The following is a 19,715-nucleotide window of genomic DNA, read 5'->3' as shown; positions in this document are numbered from 1 at the left end:
CGCACTCGAGCCCTCAGGGCGAGAGCCACGAACCTCTGCTCGCCGCGGTGACAGCAGCGCAGTCCCTCAGCAGCAGCTCCTTTGTTTGCGGCGATACGTGCGCGGTCGTGATTTCTGCTCTGAGCAAGTCGAGCTCCAGGCCGAGCGCAGCGCTCTGCGGGCCCTGACGCACCACCCAACTCAGTTCACGCAACATCCGAACGACTCTCCCCGCAGTCCTCGGGTCGTCCAGTGCATACGTCCGCATCTGGACCATCGCCTGGTCGAGCAGGTCCTCAAATGTTGGGTAGCCAACGACAACGCGTGGCCGGCCCTCCTCGTCGGCGTGGAACTTCGGTCCAGTCCGAAGGCCGGCGAGAGAGCAAAGAAGCGCAGAGATGTGCCCGATCGCGTGAACGGCCGTGGTCGGGTCGTTCACGCCGTGAGAGAGAGCGCGACTAGCGACGTCAAGCAACTGCTGCAGCCCAAATCCGGCATCCTGCGTCGATGTCCGCTCGAATCCCGTCGAAAGGCTTGAGCCAAGACCGAGGCTGAGTACCGATTTACGCTCGTCATCGATTGGTGCCCGATCGAGCGCCCATGCCCGCGCAAATGGGACTCCCGCGATCAGAGATGCCCCGGGAACCGCGTCAATAACGACGAAGGTGTCACTCTCAATGGCTGCCGCAAGCGCGGTTTTGACATCAACCCCCAACAAGAACCCGGATACAGGGCTCTCGATGTGCGCGGCATCCCACTCTGGTGACAGCACTGGTTCCGGCTCAGGGCTCCCGTCCTCAGGGAAGATGCGAGCGATTGCTTCGTCTGCTTCACTGTGCACGTCACGCATCATTGTCTCGACACGAATTTGTGTGGCGAGGTGTCCGAGAAAGAACACCAGCGCGATGACGCTCGCCACCGTCAGACCAAAAGCTAGAGTGATGGAAATTTTGGGAACGAATCCGTCCCCCTCGCTGGTCTCAGACCGGATGCTGCGTAAGACAGTCAGGGAGAAGAGGAACGTTGCGAGGAACAGCCCGAGCGTTGTGTGCACGAATCGGTCGCGGGAAAAGGTTCTCAGCAGGCGGGGCGAGAATTGGCTACTCGCTAATTGAAGGGTCACGACGGTGAGCGAGAAGGTCAATGATGTGACCGTGACCAGGGAACCAGCGATGGTCTGCATCAGCGCCTGGGCTGCCTCTGGGCCGCCGCCGAAGAGAAGCCCAGACACAGCATCGGACAGGTTGTTCTCGAGCTGGCGGTCGAGAAACGGCAGAAACTGGCCCAAAACGACGGCGGCGATAGCGGCTGCAAGCGGCACTGGCCAGAGTTGAGTTCGGAGCGAGTCCCTGACCTCGCTCGACCCCGCCCGGCGCTTCATGCCGAACGCCACGGACGATGAGACCTAAGCGCGCACCCAGGTGATGTGGGAATCATCTTTCGGACAATACCCCACAGGCTGGATGGCGGGGCAAGCAGTTGCGCACCTCGGGCTCGAACCGCGGTTGGGTGCAATCCCCTGTCCCGAATCGGCGAGCCAGCGTACTGTCTCCCTACGGCGACGGCACCTCGTCATCGCTCACAAATCGGGCAGTACCGAGGAGACGTTCACATGTGGTTTGATTCCTGGGCAGACATCGTCCGGATATTAGTCGTGGGTTCTGCCTCCTATCTGACGGTGGTCGTGGTGCTGAGGGTGTCCGGGAAACGGACCCTCAGTCAGCTCAACGCCTTCGACTTCGTCGTGACCGTCGCGCTCGGTTCGACGCTGGCAACGATTCTCCTCAGCTCCGACGTCGCGTGGGCCGAAGGGTTCGCTGCCCTCGCGATGCTCGCCCTGCTCCAATTCCTGGTGGCGCGGATTTCCACTCGCTGGCCGCGCGCCCGGAAAGCCATCGCCGCTGAGCCAGTTGTGCTCTTGCGCGAGGGAATTTTGCAGGACGACGCGATGCGCCGGAACCGGCTCACCACGTCCGAAATCCATCAGGCGATTCGGGAAAGCGGATGTGGAGACCTTTCGCAGATCGCGGCCGTCATTCTCGAAACTAACGGCAAGATGAGCGTCATCACCTCCGACAAGTACGGAGATGGATCGGCGATGGAAGGAGTGACCAGCCATCCCTGATGTACCGAAAGACCTCGCCGATCAAGACGAGGAGTTCACTCGAGCGGAGTTGTTCGCTCGGTCCCTCGACAAGCCCATGGGCATACTCGGAGTGGTCTTCCTCTTCGTCATCCTGGGTCAGCTCCTCGCCACAGACGATGCAATTCTGACCGGGCTGTCGGTCGCCGGGTGGTTACTCTGGGGCGTCTTCGTTGCCGAATTTCTTCTGCGAGCGTATATCGCCCGGTTTCAGCGAGCGTTTTGGAGACGGAACTGGTGGCAGGTGGTCTTCCTGCTCGTGCCCTTCCTCCGGTTCTTCCGCGCGTTACAGGGATTGCGACTCATTCGAGTGGCTCGCCTCAGCCGTATGGGTGGGATCGTTTCGGCGAGCGTCCGCGGAACGCGTTCGGCGGGGCGACTTCTGAGCAGCAGGATCGGTTGGCTTCTGGCCGTGACGGCAGTAGTGGCGCTCGGTTCGAGTCAGCTCCTGTATGCAGGCGGATACTACGAAAACTACGCCGATGCCCTCTACGAAGCGGCGCTCACCACGGTCACCGGTACGGGGCTCACTCCCACAGACGGCTTCCCACGCGTTATCCATATCCTTCTCGCGCTCTACTCCGTGGCCGTATTCGCCACCCTGGCAGGAACGCTTGGGGCGTTCTTCCTCAGGGGAACAGCCGCGCAAAACGCAGACCGTCCCGGTTGAATCGCCGCGAGCCCTCCCGAAGAGTTCGCCCTGATCCCCAGCCACCAATATCTGGACGGGGGTATCCAGAGCGCCGGTCGAGGCGTGGGCCGCACTTCGCAGTCTAACCCCGGGCGTAACGTTGACCTCCCTGCGTTTTAGAGTCGGCCTGGGAGTGCCGGGAAGCCTGGTCGGCGAGTAATCGACGATTGGATTCAGCAATGTGAGTTCTCATCTTCACCTTCGGCACCCGAGGCGACATCGACCCGTTCGCCGCCCTCGCCGAACGACTCAGCACGTCCGGCCACGTTGCCATGCTTGCGGCCCCCGAACCGTACCGAGGCGCCGTCTCCTTCGGCGTCAAGTTCGAACCAATGGCGACCGCGATGGACCGGGTCATGCGCGCCGGTATGAGCGAGCTGAGCGGTCCGGCGCAGGCCCTGACGCTTGCTCGACAGATGTCTGCGGCGATGCGTACGTCACTCGACGAACAGTGGGAGATTGCCCAACGGTTCCGTCCGACCATCGTTGCCGCGCACCCGAAAGCTCTGGGGGGGACCTCATTTCGCTGAACGGCTGGGTGTTCCTTTTGTTGCGTCGCTTCCGCTTCCGTTTCTTACGCCGACGAATGCCTTTCCCATACCGTTTCTCGCGCGCGCGCTTCCGTGCGGGTCAACCGGCTCACATACCAGTTCAACCGTTTCACGGCGCTGGCGTACGGCGACATGATCAACAGGTTCCGACGTGAACGGCTGGGGCTGCCGCGGATGAGCCGCCTCAGCGACTACCTGACGATGCGGGGCGGTGATCGTGCACCCGTGCTGTACCCATTCAGCCGTCACGTTGTCCCGGTACCGAGCGACTACCCCGCCACGGCGCACGTCACCGGCTACTGGTTCCGGGAAACTACCTCGACATGGGAGCCGCCCAGAGATCTCCTCGGCTTTCTCCAGGCAGGGCGGCCCATCGTCTACGTCGGTTTTGGCAGTATGGGGTTCGGGGCAAAAGCTGAAGAGCGCGGTCGAATCGTGCTGCACGCCCTCCGGGAAGCTGGGGTGCGTGCCGTGCTCGCAACCGGGTGGGGCTCACTTGCTGCTCAATCAGCGGATGACGTCTTCGTCGACGACGTGCCGCACAATTGGCTGTTCCCGCGAGTAGACGCCGTCGTCCACCACGGAGGTTCCGGCACGACGGCGGCCGGGCTTCGCGCCGGGAAGCCCACACTAATTTGCCCCGTTTTGGGCGACCAGCCGTTCTGGGGCCGACGTGTCGATGAACTCGGCGTAGGGCCTCTGCCTCTGCCTCTGCCTCTACGCAGCGCGGCTCCGCACACCCTCGCGGAGCGAATCGTGGAGCTGACATTCCGGGAGGAGTACGCGGCGAGACTTCGGAAGTGGACCACGCGCCCGGATGCCCAGATCCTTCAAGAGAACCGAGCTGCACTCGAAGCGTCGATGCAGGCGTCACCTCAGCGTCTGCCCGCGGATGAGGACGATTAAAAGTAAGAAACGTGAGTGAGGACAGAACATAGCTCACCCGCGACGTGGCTCCTACTCCGAGTGACTGGTAACGGCCCCTTCGAGGCGGAGCGGGATGCGCACCTCGTAGTGAGCGGACATCATGGTCCGCCAGATTCGCAGGAGATTGAGTCCCCTGACATTTCACACACAACAATCGCTCTCGGGCTTCATTGCATCAGAGCCACAGCAGTCGGTCGCGGAGAACGGCGACACGCGCTTATACGTCCGAGTAGGCCAGCCCCACTTTCGTCGCGAGGATGGCGGCGGCTTCACCGAACTCGAGCCAACCTTCCACGACCTCGTAGCCTACCGCGCCACCGCCGAGCGGGCGCTCAGGCGGTTCGCGAAGGGCGACAGCTTCGTCGCGGAGGGCTACGTGCGAACATTTGAGGTCGAGCGCGACGGCACAGTACTTGAACGCGAGGAGTTCGTTGCAAAGAAGATGGGACACGACCTCGCACGCACGAACTACTCGGTAGACCGAGCTCGCCGCGAAGCAGCGGGCACCGATAGACACTCTCGCGGCGTCGACAATGTCTTCTCGCGCACGGCCGTGGCGCCGCGCACCAACTCTGTCGCGCTGGGTATGTGAGGTCGCGGTGCCCGAACCCTGGTTGGAGCCGGCGCCTGACCTAGAGGACGCCCCAGACAGCCTGGCCAGGCGAACCGGCAACGGGCGCCGTTGAAGACGTCGTAATCGCCGACCGCGAAGAGGATTTTGTGCAGTTCGTCGTTGAGGACGTCCAGCGGCGGCGGGAGGCCGAGGGCCACTTCTCCGAACGTGCCGACTATTAATGATGCACCGAAAATTGTCATACCGCGTCTGGGCTCCGGCGGGTCGGTATCGGTCAGTGCGATTCGTTTGTCCTCCGCTCAACGGGAATTCCACCGAACGGGTCTTGCGGACGCGACTCTCAACTCCTTCCGCGGAAGCCAGTCATCCCACTCACTCTTGCATTGAAGATCCAGCTTGCGGGCGCGCGACTCGGATGGTTCAACCATTCTCCCGCCTTCGGACGTGGACCACCCATAAGACGTGGACCACGATTGGTGCGCTTGCAGCGGCCCGAACCGAACCCGCGTTGCTATCTGCTGGTCTCGCCTGGACACTCATAGATTCAGTTCCCCTAGGAACTCTGTGAATTCGTCCGCGATCTGGGGCGAGTGTGTCCAGTGGAGGTAGTGGCCGCCGTCGAGCTCAATGAGTTCACCGTGCTCGAGGTTGCTTAGCTGGATCTCGTGTAGTTCCTTCCAGCGCGGCTGGTTGCCCTCCTTCTTTACGAAGGAAAGGACTGGCAGGTCGTTCGGATAGGTCAGGTCCTTCACGGCCGCAAAGTTCCGAGCGCCTTGGTTGGCTTCGTCGGTGACCGCTGGGTTGCCGTAGTTCCAGGCCGTCATTAGGCGGATTTGCTTCCTCTCGGCAGGCGTGAATTCCTCGCCATCAGGCTCAGCCAGCGCCGGCATGATCGTCGTGGCCAAGCGCGGCAGTCCCGTCCACCCGATTAGGCGATCGAACGGGCTGACCGCGCCGGCGAGCCCATTCATCTGCCCGGGAACCGAAGCGTCAATCCCGACCACTGCCGACACTTCGTCGCGGTACTGGTTCGCGTAGTAGAGGGTGCACAACCCAGCGATGGAGTGCCCCATCAGCACGTATGGCTCGTCGACCCCAACCTCGGTGAGCGCGGTGTGGAGTTCGGCGGTGATGTTCTCGACGGTGCGCGGCGGCGCCTCCACGTCAGCGTGGCCATATCCGAAGCCCTCGACGACGACGACCTGGAAGCCATCCAACTCGCGGATGAGGGGTCCGAAGTCGGCGACGGGTGATGCAGTGCCGTATCCGGTGAGCATGACTACCGTCGGACCGGTCGTCCCGTGTCGGTGCACGTTCAGGGCGCCATCGCCCACCTCTACGCGTTCGCCGTACGACAGTTGCGCCCGCTCTGTCTGCTCCAGCACGGCGTTTGTACCAACTGACGTAAGCACGGCGGCCGCAGTTGCTGCGGTAATAATGCTCGCGCCACGCAAGAAACGCCTGAGAACAGACGTGCGCCGCGTAAGCGGGGACGCGTGCTCGATGTTTCCGCCGCCGCTCGCTCGCCCCGCCGTCTCCGCGCTATCGGGGAAAGGCTTGGTCATCGTGATGGCGGTAATGATTGCTCCGAGTAGGGCAAGGATAGCTGCGCCGATGAAGGCTGCGGAATAGCCGTGGGTCAGCTCTACCGGGGAAGGGTTGCTACCGGAGACGCCGTAAGCGACCGCCGTGAAGACCGCGAGTCCGAGCGCGGATCCGATCTGGTAGCTGGTGCTCACAAGCCCTGCGGCAACGCCAGTTTCCCCGGGCGGCGCCGCATTGATAGCGGTCCCGAGAGAGGGCACGAAGGCTATCGCCATTCCGAGGGCAGCCAAGAGCGATCCGGGAAGAACGTCGAGTGCATAGTTGCCGTCCGGGCGGACAAAGGACAGCCACACAAGGCCGGCCGAAAGCATGAGGAGTCCGGTGACGATCAGCGACTTCGCGCCAAATCTGGCTTGGAGCCGTGGTGCCAGCGCGACCATAACGAGAACGATCAGGCCAGTCATCGGGAGGAGGGCTGCGCCGGCCGCGAAGGCATTCGCTCCGAGTACTTGCTGCAGGTAGAGGTTCAGGAAGAACCACATCGATACCCATGCCGCGCCAAGGAGAAGCTGTGCGCTGTTCGCGGCTGCGAGCAGCGGCGCGCTGAGCAGACTAAGCCGGAGAAGCGGGTTGCGGCTTCGTCTCTGGATGGAGAGAAAGATCACCAACAGCAGGATGCCCGCGACCAGCACGCCGAGGGTGGGGGCCGTGAACCAACCCACCGCGGGTGCGTTTACAACCGCGTAGACGACCGCGGTGAGCCCGCCCGTCACAGCGAGCGCGCCGCCAACGTCGACGGATCCAGACGCACGTCGAACGGTACGAGGGAGTGCGGTGGTCGTGAGCACGAGGACGAGGAGCGCGATCGGGATGGTGACGTAGAACACCCACGGCCAGCTGGCGTACTCAGTCAGCACACCGCCGAGGAAGACTCCTACGGTGCCTCCGATTGGCGCCGCTGCGCCATAAATGGCGAACGCTTTCGGGAGGTCTGACGTGCCACCAAAGAGCATCATCAGCAGCGTTAGAGCGGCTGGGGCAATGAGCGCGGACCCTGCTCCTTGGATGGCGCGGCCTGCGATCTCGATGCCGATGTTGCTGGCAGCCCCGGCCAGTAGCGATCCCGCGATGAGGATGACCCAGCCTATGACGAAGATTTTTCTGGCCCCGAACACGTCGGCCAGTCGTCCTCCCAGCAGGAGCAGGCCGCCGAAGGCGACGACATAGGCGTTGAACACCCATGACAGTGACTCCGGTGTGAAGCCGAGCTCTCTCTGTATGTCGGGGAGAGCAACCCCGATGATCGAGGTGTCCATGATGACGACGAACTGCGCTGCGGCGATGAGGCCGAGGCCGAGCCATCGTTTCGCTGACGGTAGGGGCGGATGGTTGGACATGGTTTCCTCCTGAGAACGGCGCCTAGATACCCGGGCGGGGTAAAACCTATACCCCCCGGGGGTATAGGTGCAAGACCAATATCGGCGAGGTGAGCGGACTGCTTTCTCGGCGGACGAGTCCAGTCGCAGCCACGGAATTGTGAGAATCGCTGCCAGAGGGTTTGTGCCGCGCTAATAGGGGCATGAGCACATCAGAGCCGACCACCCACCCGCCCGCGGTTTCATCGAGAGCCTCGGGGACCATCTCGCCCATCGAGGAGCTCGCGGCGCATCTGCAGCCTTCGAAAGAGACGATCTACCATTGGCCGCTCGAGGGCACCGGCGCGGAGGTGACCGAGCTCGGCAAGCATTGGCGCGATACTCGAGCGGACATCGAGGCCGCCTCAGATGCTGCGCGCGGCAGGGAGCGTGGATCGTCGACCGGAATGCGGGGATTCGCGAGAGAACCAGCCACAGTGAGCGTATGGACGTCGGGTGTGGCTGATGATCTGTGGCATCGCGATCGACGCATGCTCATTAGCGCGGGGAAACGACGACGCAGTACACGCATTCATCCGTTGTGCGATTGAGGTATTCGCATTCGACGGGATCACCGAGGACGAGGCGGTCGCCGGCGGCGAGCTTGTGGATCTCGTTGCCTTCATGGAATGTCAGGGAGCCGCTCAAGACCCATATCAGGTGCCTCGTGAAAGCATACGTCGCGGCGGGGTAAGTGATTCGAGCGCCCGCTGGCAATCGGATCTCGGTGACGTCGACGGGGAAAGTGGGGGATGAGGCCACTTGTTTTCGCGAGTAATTGGTTACGGGGTCCACCCACGTGGGGCGCTCCTCAATGCGAAGCAATGCCGGGCGCATCTCCACCTGGCGGCTGAGAAGTGCAGACATCGTCAGCCCGAGGGCCGCAGAGAGCTTTCCGAGCAGCTCGGTGGTCGGGCTACTCAACCCTTTTTCGACGCGGTCGATCATCGCGCGAGATACCCCAGCCGCTACCGCGAGCTGGGCGCCTGACCATCCGCGGGTCTCCCGTGCTTCACGCACGATCGCCCCGACGTCTGTCGTTTTGACTAATTTGTTAGACATGGCTCTAGTATATTGGCATGACCGATATTCGAGATGCCCTTTCTTCCGATTTGGACGCCATTCTGGCGATCCACAACGAAGCCATACTCAATTCCAGAGCTATCTGGCTTGACGAGCCCGTTCACGTCGAGGATCGGGAGGCCTGGCTGGCGGAGCGGCAGAAGGCGGGGCATCCAGTCGTCGTTGCGGTGGTCGACGGGTCCGTGATCGCGTATGCGAGTTACGGTCCATGGCAATCCCGCTCGGGCTATCGGTTTACCGTGGAGAACTCTGTCTATGTGGCCGCTGGACACAGGGGGCGGGGTATCGGCGCACTGTTGCTTGCGGAGCTTCTTGAACGGGCGCAGCGTGCCGGGATGCACGTGATGGTGGCAGACATTGAGGCGGGAAACTCGGCGTCAATCAAGCTGCACGAGCGCTTCGGGTTTACCACCACTGGGACGCTCCACCAGGTGGGGACCAAGTTCGGCGAATGGCTGGATCTTGTCTTCATGGAACGGAAACTGGACGACGCGCCCGTGTTGACACGGATTGCTTCTTGAATGAGCATCAGCGTGCATGACCAATCGCAGGACTTGCGCCTCACGGTTTTAGGAAGTTCTACCCCGTATCCACGCGCGGACAATCCGTGCTCCGGCTATCTCGTCGAATCGGGCTCCACAAAACTCTGGATGGAGGCTGGCACGGGAACCCTTGGTCCCCTCCAGCGTTACACGAGCCTTGAGCAACTCGACGCAGTCTGGATCTCCCATCTTCACGCGGATCACAGCGCCGACTTGCTCGCAGCCTTCTACGGCTTGATGTACAGCGACAACCGTAGATCCAGCCCACTGCCACTATTTGGGCCCCCGGGCATTGAGGGGCGGCTGGCCCACTACCTCACCAACGGGAGCACGGTCGCGCCTATCGCGTCCGCCTTCGACGTGCACGAGCTTCATGACGGACACGAGGCTCAAGTGGGAAGCTTGGCGTTGAAGACGAGAAGCGTCTCCCACGGCATTCCCGCGTTCGGCGTACGTGTTTCCAGCTCCTCCGCCTCGCTCGTGTTCTCCGGCGACACGGCTCCATGCGAGAACTTGACAGAACTCGCACTGGGATGCAGCGCACTCTTGTGCGAGTCAGAGAGCAACGAAGCGCCGAAGGATGAAACTCAGGTGCACCATACGCCCGAAGACACCGGGAGGACCGCCGCGGCTGCTCGAGCGGGAAAGCTCATCGTCACACATGTGGGCCGTTTTCTTACCCCACATGACGCGCTCGAACGCGCAGCAACGGCATACGACGGGCATATTGAGTTCGCGACACCGGGAGCAACGATCACAATCAGATAGGACTTCGAGCCGACCCGGGCGGAGATCTACTGCGTTCGCCCACACCCGCGCTCCAATGACCGTTCCCGTTGAGCGTTCCTCGGCAAGAACATGGGACATTTGAATCCCTTGGGACCTCCAGAACTCCAATGTGCCCGCTTCGATCCGAGGTCTACGCGGCTGACAGGCCCGCCTCAATCGGATCGGGTCGATACTCGATTCGAGACACCTGCAAGTCAGTCTCCTGACCCGGCGCGCGCGAGAGCTCAATCGTCACGAGCGACTCGCCGACACTTGCTGGCGCCAGTTCAAGCGACAAGTACTCGAAAAGCGACCGTTCATGTACTGCAATGACAACCTGCCTACCTAGGTCGTGAGCGAAGGAGCGAAGCAGTGCGCTAAATTGCGCCACGTGGACGTCGTCCATTGCTTGGACCGGGTCGTCAAGGAGCAGCAACTCTACGGACGACTTCGCCGTCGCATTCAGAGAGAGAAATAGCGTCAGCGCGGCAGTATTCAGGTTCCCCGCGCTCAGCACTAGACCAGGCGGGCCAGCCATCTTGGTGCGCTTGTTCACTGCGCGGAGGCTCACGCCACTGCGGGGTCCGTCAGACGTAACGAACTCAGGGATGTACGGTTCCTCGGGAGCAAGACGAGTGAACAAATCTCGCCAGGTTCCGTTCAACGTGGAGTCAAAGACTTGTTCAACGATCCTGGTTCGAAGCTCGACCGCGCTCTTGCTGAGGCGTACTGCCGAATCAACGCGATCCTTCGCCGCATCGAGCTGCGCCTGCGCCACCACGATCCGACTTTCGATCGAGGAGCGAACTTCGTGCAAGTCCGACATTTCTCTAGCGCGGTCTTCAAGTGCCTGCGCTAGGTTATTGCGCTCGTTGAACGCGGTTAACTGAGCGTCCGCGGCCCTGTGGAGTCCCTCGACTCGCTTCAGGATCTCATCAAGCTGCTCCCGGAAAGAGAGCCCCGGATCCCGCCGCAGACCGACACCGGCGTCAAAACCAATAGCAGACAATTCCCCTCGAAGCCGATTCAGCCCGTCTGCCGCCGCCCGGGAAGCGCTCAGAGACGACTCCAATCGCTGCCGTTCCGCTAGCTCGCGCGCTACGCCCACTGCGCCCGGTCGGGCACCGGCGATCCGCGCTAGCAAGTCATTCCCGAACCTAATGGTTGACGCTAACGATTGGAGCGCTTCCCCGGACTGTAAGCGGTCCAAAATCTGTCGCTTTTCTCGGACTAGATCGTCTAGGCGAGATTGTTGCTTGGTCCTACGCTCTCCAAGCGTCGCTACTCGCTTCGCCAACGTGCCCAATTGAGAGATGCGCGCGGCAAGGTGCGCAGACAGTGATCCAACGTGCATCTCGCCGAAATCACGCCCACAAACCGGGCAGGCGTCATCGTCGAGGTGAGCGGCTATGGTCGACAACGCCTCCGCCAGCGCACCCACATCGGATCTCAAAGCAAAAGCTGCGATCTCCGCGTTCGTCTCCGACACTCCTTGTTCCGCGGTGTCGATCTGTTCATCGAGCACCGCCAGCCGCGACCGGGCAGCGCGCTCTGCGCTCATCTGTGCGCCGGCCCCGGCGAGTAAGTCAGCGATGAGATTTTCCGCAATGTCCAGACTCTTATCCGCTGTACCAGGTTCGGCGGACAAATCCAGCTGGACGTTCGCGAATTTGAGCACTTCCTTGAGCAAGTTCTGGCATGCAGCTTGCGAAGTCGCCTGCCACCCATTTATTCGGCTATTAGTGGCATGAAGTTGAGCTTCAAAGTTCAAGAAGTCAACCGACTCGGCCCCTTGCAGGGACTCGAATTGACTGGTGAGGATACTGACCCGTTCAAGCAGTGCGGTAGTCGGTCCCAAACTCGGGACATCGTCGAGTCGTTCACCACCAGCTATCTTGACCTGCTCGCTCAGAACGCCATGAGCTCGCTCGACCCTCGAAACTTCGGCCCTCGTCTCCTTCGCTCGTTTCGCAAGGAATTTCAGCTCCGCCTCGAGGTCAGCGAACTCTGGGACCAGCTTGCGGACTCTTCGGATATCCCGCGAGGGCTCTAGGCCAGCGATCAGCGCATCGAGTGTTTCGAGGCCGAGTAGCTCATTCACGAAACGAGCCAGTGCAGAGTCGCCTCTACGATCGGACTGCTCGTACGTCTCAAGGAGCCGTGCCATGGTCGATTGGGCCAGATAGGCGCGCTCTCGCAAAAAGTCACGGTGTGACGCGCCCAAGAGAGCTTTACCGGAGCGCGCGTCCGCGGACAACTCAATACGGCCTCGCTTGATTCCGCCTTCCTCGACCGACAACGACACCGCGCCGCTTGCCGCCCCACTATGAAGGAGGTGCTGTCCGAATTGTCCGCCAAAGCCTTCCAACATGCTGACGCTACCGGTGAGGCCCAACTCGATGGCCGACATGATCGAAGTCTTCCCGGCACCGTTTGCACCGTGCACCAGGATTACTGACGCGTCTAGGTCGCATTGGACAGTGCCGCGGATGCTTCGAAAATTGCTCACCTCGAGCGAACGCAGTTTCATTTCTTGACCATCGGCTCGAGGACAAAGGTGCGCAGAGCGTCGCGTACCCGCTCCTCGCTGGTGGACCCGCCGAGCAATCGGCTGCCTGCAATTAGCGGGTCGCCGCTTGAACGGCGCATCACGGAAATTGGATCCACCGACTTCACGACCCTCCGTTCGAGGTGAAGGGGCAACAGGACCCGAAGGTCATCTTCAGCACTATCCGTCCGAACAAGCAACACTCGTGCATATCGACTTACCTCTGATCGCGTCGTGGCGTTCATCGCGTCTGCGTCAACCACGACGGTAATCGACGCTTTCGACTCAACGTAATCGAGTGCCCTCGCCAAGGCCGCGACTTTCCGCGTCAGGTTTTCTCCGGGAACCGCGCCGAGGACGAGGTTGAAGCCGGCATCGCTGGTCCAGAACACGAAATCGAACTGGAAAGTCGCTGATCCGATGTTCAGCACATCGTCCATCTCGTTATAGCCGCCCGTGCGGAGCAACTCGACTACTTTGTCTCGGAGTTTCATAGGACTAGATATCCCTCCAGTGAGTCCAGAATCGCATCTATTGAGTCGTCGGTGTAGGAAACTTCATCCAGGTAGAACGGCTCTGCAATAAACCGACCCGTGCGACCAACCGAATGTTGCGGCGACCTCCGCTGAAATGGGCTGCTACTCACGATGACGGTCAAAGGGCCGCTCAAATCTTCCCGGGCCATCGCCGCAGCGAAAGCTCCATCATCCGCGAAAGTCTGCACGTTTCGTTCGACGCCACGAGTGAGGTTGAGCTCGACCGAACTGACATCCAACATCGACGACGTTAGCTTCCAGCGGCCGCTCTGGGCCCCGTAAGCGAGGACGCCGATTGCGAGTGACAGCGCAGTGAGTTGCCTATCTTGCGGACGACCCATCTGCCCGTTGGACGTCTCTAGGACTGCACCATCGGTCAGCGGCTCGTAAATTCCCTTGACTGCCTGACCGCGCCTGAACCGCGCAATACCGCGAGAGAAAGTAGCGATGGGCGTAAGTAGGTCTGTGAGGTCGTCGGCCTCGAGTGCAGACGAGATCTGTAGGGCCCAGGTATTGAGGCCCGCGCGAATCGCATCGCCAACAGTTGTCGTAATGGCGAACCCATCGAGTGCGACGAACAGCTTTGTCCTCCACACATGCACGAGCAGTGCGAGGAAGACTACGCGTGGATAGGCACCAAGGCAGGCATCCTCTTGTATATCTCTCGCGTGCGGAGTGTACGTACTGGAGTAAGCCTGCCTCAGAACCTGCTTCTGGTCTGTACCCAGGTGCGGGGACGCCACGACCACCGCGCCAGCGTCGGATGGCCAAACCCATGGATTCATGTCAGCTGCCGAGCCAAATACAGCTTGGATATCGGCGTCCTGAGCCGAGAGCCCAGCGATGAGGCTCGGGTGATCCCGCACTATCCCGGTCAAGCGCTCACGAAGCGCTCGAAAACTATGGTCGGTGATCCAATCTGAGATCTGCGACTTGCGCGCGATCATGAGCGGTCGGTACCGATTCTCCTCTGATGACGCCAGCGTCGCGTCGCCATGAAACTTGACCAGCTCCGTTCGAGCGTGTGGCGGCCGGAACTCATCAGGATGAACTTCAACCTTCAGAAGATCAGCACGCGAGCCGAAAAGGAGATCGTAGGCGCGCTCTACCAGAGGGTCCCAGTTGGCCGAGATCAGTATCGGCGCTGCGCCCTCCGCGCCAAGCATCGCAACGGCGACGTGCTCGATATCCGGTTCCATTGGGCCTGCATACTGGGTAACAACGTCGATGCCTTCCCAGAGCAGGTAGTCGGCAGGGAAGCCGTCGACATCAACGTCCAGAGCCGCCGAATAGTGGTCTGCTAGGGCCTCACAGATCGACTCAAGGTCTGTCCAGGTCAAGAGGTCTTCTAGTTGATGCGCGTCGTCGAGGTAGATGCGAGCGATGCTGAGGATCTCGGATAGAGCGACCCGGTGTGCCCCCAAGTCCTCCGGTTCTAGCCTTGACACCAGAAACTCCAGGAGGCTCTTCAGAAACTCAGGTACAGTGTTTGCTCGCCTCTTAGAAATGCCGGATCCGAGCCAGAAGCAGTAGTAGCCCTTCGCCACCTTCTCGACGACTCGGTTGTGATCGCGCAACAGAGACTCATAAAGGTCGGCAATCGTTAGGTTTGGCAAAGCATGTCCCCCGTGACACTGGTCTCTCGATTGTGTCGTACTTAATCGCTGCGACATCGCGTCTGCCTGCATAAGTCGCCACAACTGGGGGCACCGGGCACCAACAACCGCCTCTACGCGGTCCGTCTCCAGATCGAGCTCATTATGTTAGCGCTCGCGGTCGATCTCGAGTGTGGAGGTTCGGACATCGCAAGCGATCTGTCGCATGGCCGCACAACAGGTCCGGTACTACAGCTGCTGTGCTGGCACGCGAGTAGCGGCCATACCCCTGGCCCAGATTGTTGCTTCCAGCCTTGGATGGGTGGCAAGCCGTCATCTCGGCGCTGGCGTGACGCCCCTCGCCGAGGTTGAGCCTGGTTCTGTCGTTGGCGCCGTCCTGACGTTCTTCGAGTTGAGAATTTCGCCGGCGACAATCAAGAACTCCCAGCGCGCCTCTGCGAGCGCGGTTCGGGCGGGTGTCGTCTTTGTTTTCGCATAGTTATTCGCGGCGGAGAACCAACGCTGACCGGCGGCATTAACCTTGCGTGGTCCAAGCAAGGAGACTGCTTCAAACGCGGCGGAGGCGCTCTTGGTGTAGGCGTCGGCGCGGGCTCTCACCTTGACCAAGTTTGTGAGAGAGACATCCGTTTGGAGCAATGCCGTCAAGGTGCTCATGTCGATCATGAAAGCCACGTATGCCGCGTAGCGCTGTTCACGCAGCCATTTCGCATGCTCTCCTTTTCGTGCGAGCAAAGCAGTTACAACGCCAACAACCAGTCCCACAATCAGCGTGAGAGCCACGCTTACTATGGCCACAACGAGCGGGTCTGTTTCGATGGCGGGTTGGGGCGTCGCAAGTGTCATGACCAGACAGTAGCGCGGACGGATGAGTCCCAACCTCCCTGTAGAAGAGCCTGATGTCTCCGGCGCGTCCCGTGGTCCGCGAGGATTTGCTCCTGCAGGACCTGCAACTGACAGGATCTGCAACTGGGATGAAGAGGACGAAGGTCGAGCTCGCCCGCTTGGGGTTCCCGCAGAGGGTTCCGCTTTCACGGATGGAGCGATTGCGAACCTCAATCCTCGGCGCACAATGGAAGGTAGTTCTGAGGAGACCCGCACGTTGCATCCAGGACCTGATTCTCCGGCTTTCGGCATAACTTCAGAACAAGGGCCCTTGGTACCGCCGTGGCGGCACCGCAACAAGTCGGTCATGATCCGCTGAGAAGCGGCGAAACCCCGGGTGATGGTGCTGCCACCGTGGCAGCACCGCGTTCACTGTTCATCCTTCGCGAATGCGCGGTCGAGGAGCGCGGCGGTGGCCGGGTTCACCATCTCGATGCGTTGTATGTAGTGCTGCACCGTGATCTTGGTATCCGTGTGGCCGCGCAGTTCTGCCGCGAGTTCTATGCTGGCGGCGGTGTTGACCGCGGTCGCAACCGTGCGGCGGAACATGTGCGGGGTCACCCCATCAATCCCCGTCCCCCCGAGCACGTGACGCAACTGCCCCCGCACGTTCGTCGCTGTCAGCGGGGTACCGTCCCGAGACTGGAACACTAATTCGTCCAGGCTCAGACTGCCCACCTTGGCGAGCCGCCGACGGACTGCATCGGCAGTGAAGGTGGGGATGGCAACAACGCGAGCGGACCTGGCGGTTTTCGGGTGGTCCTGCCGGAAGGTCTGCTCGCCGTTACGGCTAATGATTGTGCCGGCGAGTCGGATGGATGGCACGGCACTGGCGACGTCGACATCGCGGCGCCGGATGGCCAGCACCTCTCCGATCCGAGCCGAGGTGCCGAGCATCACCTCGACGAGCGCCAAGCTGGCCGTCAGGCTTCGGGCCGGACACATGTTCCGCCCCGGCCTCCCACCGAGCGATCGCTGCGCGAATGACGTTCACCTCGGGGGCGGTCAAGGCGTCCGGGATATGCGGCTCGCGGTGCAGACGACCAATGTGGTCCATGGGGGTGCGCGGGAGAACCTCGTGCCGTACCGCGAGTTCCAGTGCCAGTCGCAGCACGACCCGGGCCTGTTTGGCGCGACTGTAGGAGATCTTCGCCAGCCGCTTGATGAACTTGTCGCACCGGGCCACACCGATCTCACGCAGGGCGAGGTGGTCGAACACCGGGGAGACCAGGGTGCGCATGTTGCGCTCGTAGAGGTTCCGGGTGGTCCGGGAGATCCGGCCCTCCGAATCGATGTCCTCCAGCCAGTAGGTCACCAGGTCTTTGACAGGCTGTCCGGCGTGAGCCTCGTGTCGGCGGGCTGGAACAGGTCCCGTTCGGCAAGCTTGCTCTTCAGCGCACGTTCTGCGGCCTTGGCGGTGGTGCCGCTGGCCTGAACCAAGCGGGCGTGGCCGTCCCAGTCGCGGTAGCGGGTCCGCGCCAGGTATCTGCCGCTCGGCGACATATAGGTGCTGATGTCGCCGAAGGTGCCGATGGTCAACCGTTGCCGGGGCATCTCAGCTCACCGCCGATCGGTGCGCCTGGGCTCGCTGGTGGGTTCGCGTTGCTGGGCGATCCAGTCCCGCACGTCGGAGACGGCGAACTTCAGGTGTTTGCCGAGCCGGTAGGCGGCGGGGCCTTTGCCGTGCACCCGCCAGTCGTAGACGGTGGAGATCGGGATGTCCAGGTAGGCCGCCAGCTCGTGGACGTCCATCAGGGGCTCCAGGCCCCAGTTGTCGGTGGGAGGAGAGGTTGGGTTGTCGTCGTGAATGCTCATACCCAGGAGGTACGTACGACGATCCCGGACGATCGGGACGGACCGAAACCGACCTCAGGGCCTCGGACGGCAGGGCCGGGTCAGCGGCTGAAATGTGCTCAAAGTGATGACGTAGTGATGACTCAATCAAATCTCTTAACCTAAAAAGTCCCGGAAACCCTTGAGTTTCCGGGACATTCGGTCGGGCTGACAGGATTTGAACCTGCGACCCCTTGACCCCCAGTCAAGTGCGCTACCAAGCTGCGCCACAGCCCGCGACCAGTCATCCTCGCGGACGACCTCGTCAATGCTACAGGACAAATGGGCCGCCCTTTGTCACGCCCGCTCAACCCTAGTGGGACGATTTCGCTGACAGATTCGGCAAGGCGGCGCGCAATGGGCTACGCGGTCACAGCCTGTGGAGCCCTTGCCGCACGGCGCTGCCCGATGGCGAGGAGCACGAGTCCGCCAAGCGCCCACGCTCCGAGCGTCAGGCCGGCAGCGACCCCTCCGGCTCCGCCGAAGTACGCCGCAGAACGGACGAGAGTTCCTGCCGCACCCGGAGGAAGGATCTGCCCAAGCATCCCCAGCCCGCTCGGCAGCCATGCCGCCGAGGTCGAAATGCCGGCCAGGGGGTTCCCGAGGAACATCATGACCATAGCGCCGATGGTGAAGCCCTTACCGCCGAGCGCCTCCGCGAGGCCCGCCAACGGAAGCGCGAGCCCCGCGATGCCCAACGCCATGGCCGCAGCAACCGGCCAGAACGCCCCGCTGATGCTGCCAAACACAAACATGAGAACGAATGCAACGCTCACGCCGCCGACGGCGGCGAAGGTCAGGATCCCGGCAACGGTCCACGCGAGGCTCTTCGGGAAGAACTTGCGGAACGCGACAGCGGGCACGATGCCGCCGAAAACCAGGGGAAACGCCAGTCCGCCGATACCGATCCCGGTCGGATCGCTCTTCGGAAGCGGCACAACATCCGTCACCGTGACGTCCGCCCCTGCCTGGGCAGCGAGAGCAGTGGCCGTCGAGGAGAGCGTGGACGAGATCGCGGCGGAACCCGCGCTCGCGGTGAGTACAGAGACCTGCGACTCGGCGACAACAAGACCTCCGACGATTTCCCGTTTGGAGATGGCGGTGCGAAGCTCCTCCTCCGAGCCGAACGCGGACGCTACGAAACCACCGGGTACTGCCGAGTCGAACCCCTCCTCCCAGGCAGCCGTCTCCGCAGCCGTGCCGACGATGCCGACCGGGAGATTATGGGGCCCACTCTTCAGCGAGGGCATGATGAAGACCATCAAGAGCACCACGAGTATGGCGCCGAGCCCGACCGTGAGTCCGAGCACCTTGAAGATCGGTGTTGCTTTCCGGGCGGGTGCAGACCCACCGGTGCCCTCGTGTGCTTGTGGCGCCTGTTCGTCTGCCGTTTTGAGAAGTCCCATCGTTGCTTTCTATTGGTATAACCGGATGAATTTCCTCCAGTATACGCCTTGAGCGGATGATATCCCTCCGGATATGCTGAGAGGTGCGGGTAAGACGCGCGAGAGAGGAATCATCATGAGGGCCGACGCTGTGCGACGCCGACAGAGAATCGTGCACGAGGCGCGGAGGATCTTTGCCGCCCACGGCGGTACCGTCGCCCTCGAGACCATCGCCGAAGCCAGCGGCGTCGGTATCGCCACCTTCTATCGGAACTTCGAGTCGAGGGCTGCGCTCGCCGACGAGGTCGCCCTCTCCATCCTCAGCGACATCCAGCAAGCGGCAGCGGAGGCACTTGCCGGAATCCACGACTCCCCCGCGGGCGCGTGGGAGTCCTACGTCAAGCGCCTCGTGACGATGGATCTGGGTGCCCTGACGGAAGCGCTGTCCGGGTTCGTGCGTGACGAGATGTCGGCGCAGCTTCGAGACGCACAGGCGACGACGCTCAGCGGAGTAGACCAGCTGCTCGCCGCTGCACACGATGCAGGTCTCGTGCGGAGGGACATCAGCGCACTCGAACTGATCATCGCCATCGGGATGATCACCCGACCCCTGCCCGACATGCTCCACGCAGCAGCACCCGACCTCAGAGAGAAGATGGTCGAGGTGTTCATCAGAGGGGTTCGCCCCGGTACCTGA

At 61.8% G+C, this 19,715-nt stretch carries 20 protein-coding genes and 1 tRNA gene; 8 read left to right on the top strand and 13 right to left on the bottom strand.

The genetic code is table 11. The annotated features are described in order from the left end of the window. Positions 1-13: 13 nt before the first annotated feature. Positions 14-1,360, bottom strand: a complete 1,347-nt coding sequence (locus C3E77_RS05770) for a DUF2254 domain-containing protein (RefSeq protein WP_108390754.1) — start codon at positions 1,358-1,360, stop codon at positions 14-16. 231 nt (positions 1,361-1,591) lie between these two features. Here C3E77_RS05770 and C3E77_RS05765 point away from each other — a divergent pair, with 231 nt between their 5' ends. From C3E77_RS05765 to C3E77_RS05745, 5 genes are all read left to right on the top strand, one after another. After that, positions 1,592-2,104 carry a DUF421 domain-containing protein gene (locus tag C3E77_RS05765; protein ID WP_108390753.1) on the top strand — a complete coding sequence of 171 codons (513 nt, stop codon included), beginning with the start codon at positions 1,592-1,594 and terminating at the stop codon, positions 2,102-2,104. A gap of 76 nt (positions 2,105-2,180) precedes the next feature. After that, positions 2,181-2,792, top strand: coding sequence for a hypothetical protein (locus tag C3E77_RS05760; protein ID WP_108393110.1), 612 nt, complete (start codon positions 2,181-2,183; stop codon positions 2,790-2,792). 212 nt (positions 2,793-3,004) lie between these two features. Beyond that, positions 3,005-3,343 (top strand): glycosyltransferase, encoded by a 339-nt coding sequence (locus C3E77_RS15805; RefSeq protein ID WP_108390752.1) that lies wholly within the window; start codon positions 3,005-3,007, stop codon positions 3,341-3,343. Positions 3,344-3,496: 153 nt separating this feature from the next. After that, positions 3,497-4,270: a glycosyltransferase gene (locus C3E77_RS05750; RefSeq protein ID WP_234031311.1), complete on the top strand. Its 774-nt coding sequence runs from the start codon at positions 3,497-3,499 to the stop codon at positions 4,268-4,270. Between the two features lie 145 nt (positions 4,271-4,415). Then, positions 4,416-4,883: a single-stranded DNA-binding protein gene (locus tag C3E77_RS05745; RefSeq protein WP_234031310.1), complete on the top strand. Its 468-nt coding sequence runs from the start codon at positions 4,416-4,418 to the stop codon at positions 4,881-4,883. 518 nt (positions 4,884-5,401) lie between these two features. Here the strand turns inward: C3E77_RS05745 and C3E77_RS05740 are convergent. Both C3E77_RS05740 and C3E77_RS05735 read right to left on the bottom strand, forming a co-directional pair. Next, entirely contained in the window at positions 5,402-7,807 is a 2,406-nt protein-coding gene (locus C3E77_RS05740) for an MFS transporter (RefSeq protein WP_108390750.1), read from the bottom strand. A gap of 516 nt (positions 7,808-8,323) precedes the next feature. Continuing rightward, a complete protein-coding gene (locus C3E77_RS05735) occupies positions 8,324-8,887 on the bottom strand; it encodes a helix-turn-helix domain-containing protein (protein WP_108390749.1) in 564 nt (187 codons plus the stop codon). 17 nt (positions 8,888-8,904) lie between these two features. Between C3E77_RS05735 and C3E77_RS05730 the strand changes: the two genes are divergently transcribed. Together C3E77_RS05730 and C3E77_RS05725 are read left to right on the top strand one after the other, a co-directional pair. Continuing rightward, positions 8,905-9,429 carry a GNAT family N-acetyltransferase gene (locus C3E77_RS05730; RefSeq protein WP_108390748.1) on the top strand — a complete coding sequence of 175 codons (525 nt, stop codon included), beginning with the start codon at positions 8,905-8,907 and terminating at the stop codon, positions 9,427-9,429. Next, complete coding sequence (locus C3E77_RS05725; protein WP_108390747.1) at positions 9,430-10,218, top strand: MBL fold metallo-hydrolase; 789 nt, start codon at positions 9,430-9,432, stop codon at positions 10,216-10,218. It abuts the gene before it with no gap. A gap of 151 nt (positions 10,219-10,369) precedes the next feature. Here the strand turns inward: C3E77_RS05725 and C3E77_RS05720 are convergent, their stop codons facing one another. The 10 genes from C3E77_RS05720 to C3E77_RS05680 form a co-directional block, all read right to left on the bottom strand. Continuing rightward, on the bottom strand, positions 10,370-12,748 hold the full coding sequence (locus C3E77_RS05720; RefSeq protein WP_108390746.1) for an AAA family ATPase: 2,379 nt from the start codon (positions 12,746-12,748) through the stop codon (positions 10,370-10,372). Then, positions 12,745-13,260: a hypothetical protein gene (locus C3E77_RS05715; protein WP_108390745.1), complete on the bottom strand. Its 516-nt coding sequence runs from the start codon at positions 13,258-13,260 to the stop codon at positions 12,745-12,747. The genes C3E77_RS05720 and C3E77_RS05715 overlap by 4 nt, the downstream gene beginning before the upstream one ends. Beyond that, a complete protein-coding gene (locus C3E77_RS05710; RefSeq protein WP_162924921.1) occupies positions 13,257-14,879 on the bottom strand; it encodes an SIR2 family protein in 1,623 nt (540 codons plus the stop codon). Before C3E77_RS05710 ends, C3E77_RS05715 begins: the two co-directional genes overlap by 4 nt. A gap of 351 nt (positions 14,880-15,230) precedes the next feature. Continuing rightward, the gene (locus tag C3E77_RS05705; RefSeq protein ID WP_162924920.1) at positions 15,231-15,761 is read right to left on the bottom strand and encodes a hypothetical protein; all 531 of its coding nucleotides are present in this window, start codon (positions 15,759-15,761) and stop codon (positions 15,231-15,233) included. 408 nt (positions 15,762-16,169) lie between these two features. After that, entirely contained in the window at positions 16,170-16,697 is a 528-nt protein-coding gene (locus C3E77_RS15610) for a tyrosine-type recombinase/integrase (protein WP_234031350.1), read from the bottom strand. Then, positions 16,591-17,115, bottom strand: coding sequence for a tyrosine-type recombinase/integrase (locus C3E77_RS15605; protein ID WP_234031308.1), 525 nt, complete (start codon positions 17,113-17,115; stop codon positions 16,591-16,593). Before C3E77_RS15605 ends, C3E77_RS15610 begins: the two co-directional genes overlap by 107 nt. Continuing rightward, positions 17,112-17,339: a hypothetical protein gene (locus C3E77_RS15600; protein ID WP_234031307.1), complete on the bottom strand. Its 228-nt coding sequence runs from the start codon at positions 17,337-17,339 to the stop codon at positions 17,112-17,114. The genes C3E77_RS15605 and C3E77_RS15600 overlap by 4 nt, the downstream gene beginning before the upstream one ends. A 21-nt stretch (positions 17,340-17,360) precedes the next feature. Further along, complete coding sequence (locus C3E77_RS05690; RefSeq protein ID WP_234031306.1) at positions 17,361-17,615, bottom strand: helix-turn-helix domain-containing protein; 255 nt, start codon at positions 17,613-17,615, stop codon at positions 17,361-17,363. A 181-nt stretch (positions 17,616-17,796) separates the two neighbouring features. Continuing rightward, positions 17,797-17,870 (bottom strand) — tRNA-Pro (locus tag C3E77_RS05685). A gap of 125 nt (positions 17,871-17,995) precedes the next feature. Then, positions 17,996-19,039 carry a hypothetical protein gene (locus C3E77_RS05680; RefSeq protein WP_198412197.1) on the bottom strand — a complete coding sequence of 348 codons (1,044 nt, stop codon included), beginning with the start codon at positions 19,037-19,039 and terminating at the stop codon, positions 17,996-17,998. A 115-nt stretch (positions 19,040-19,154) separates the two neighbouring features. On the opposite strand from C3E77_RS05680, the gene C3E77_RS05675 reads away from it, so the two are divergent. After that, on the top strand, positions 19,155-19,715 hold the full coding sequence (locus C3E77_RS05675; RefSeq protein WP_108390740.1) for a TetR/AcrR family transcriptional regulator: 561 nt from the start codon (positions 19,155-19,157) through the stop codon (positions 19,713-19,715).

The organism is Mycetocola zhujimingii (assembly GCF_003065425.1).
GTDB lineage: Bacteria > Actinomycetota > Actinomycetes > Actinomycetales > Microbacteriaceae > Mycetocola_A > Mycetocola_A zhujimingii.
This window is presented reverse-complemented; position numbering and strand designations above follow the sequence as displayed.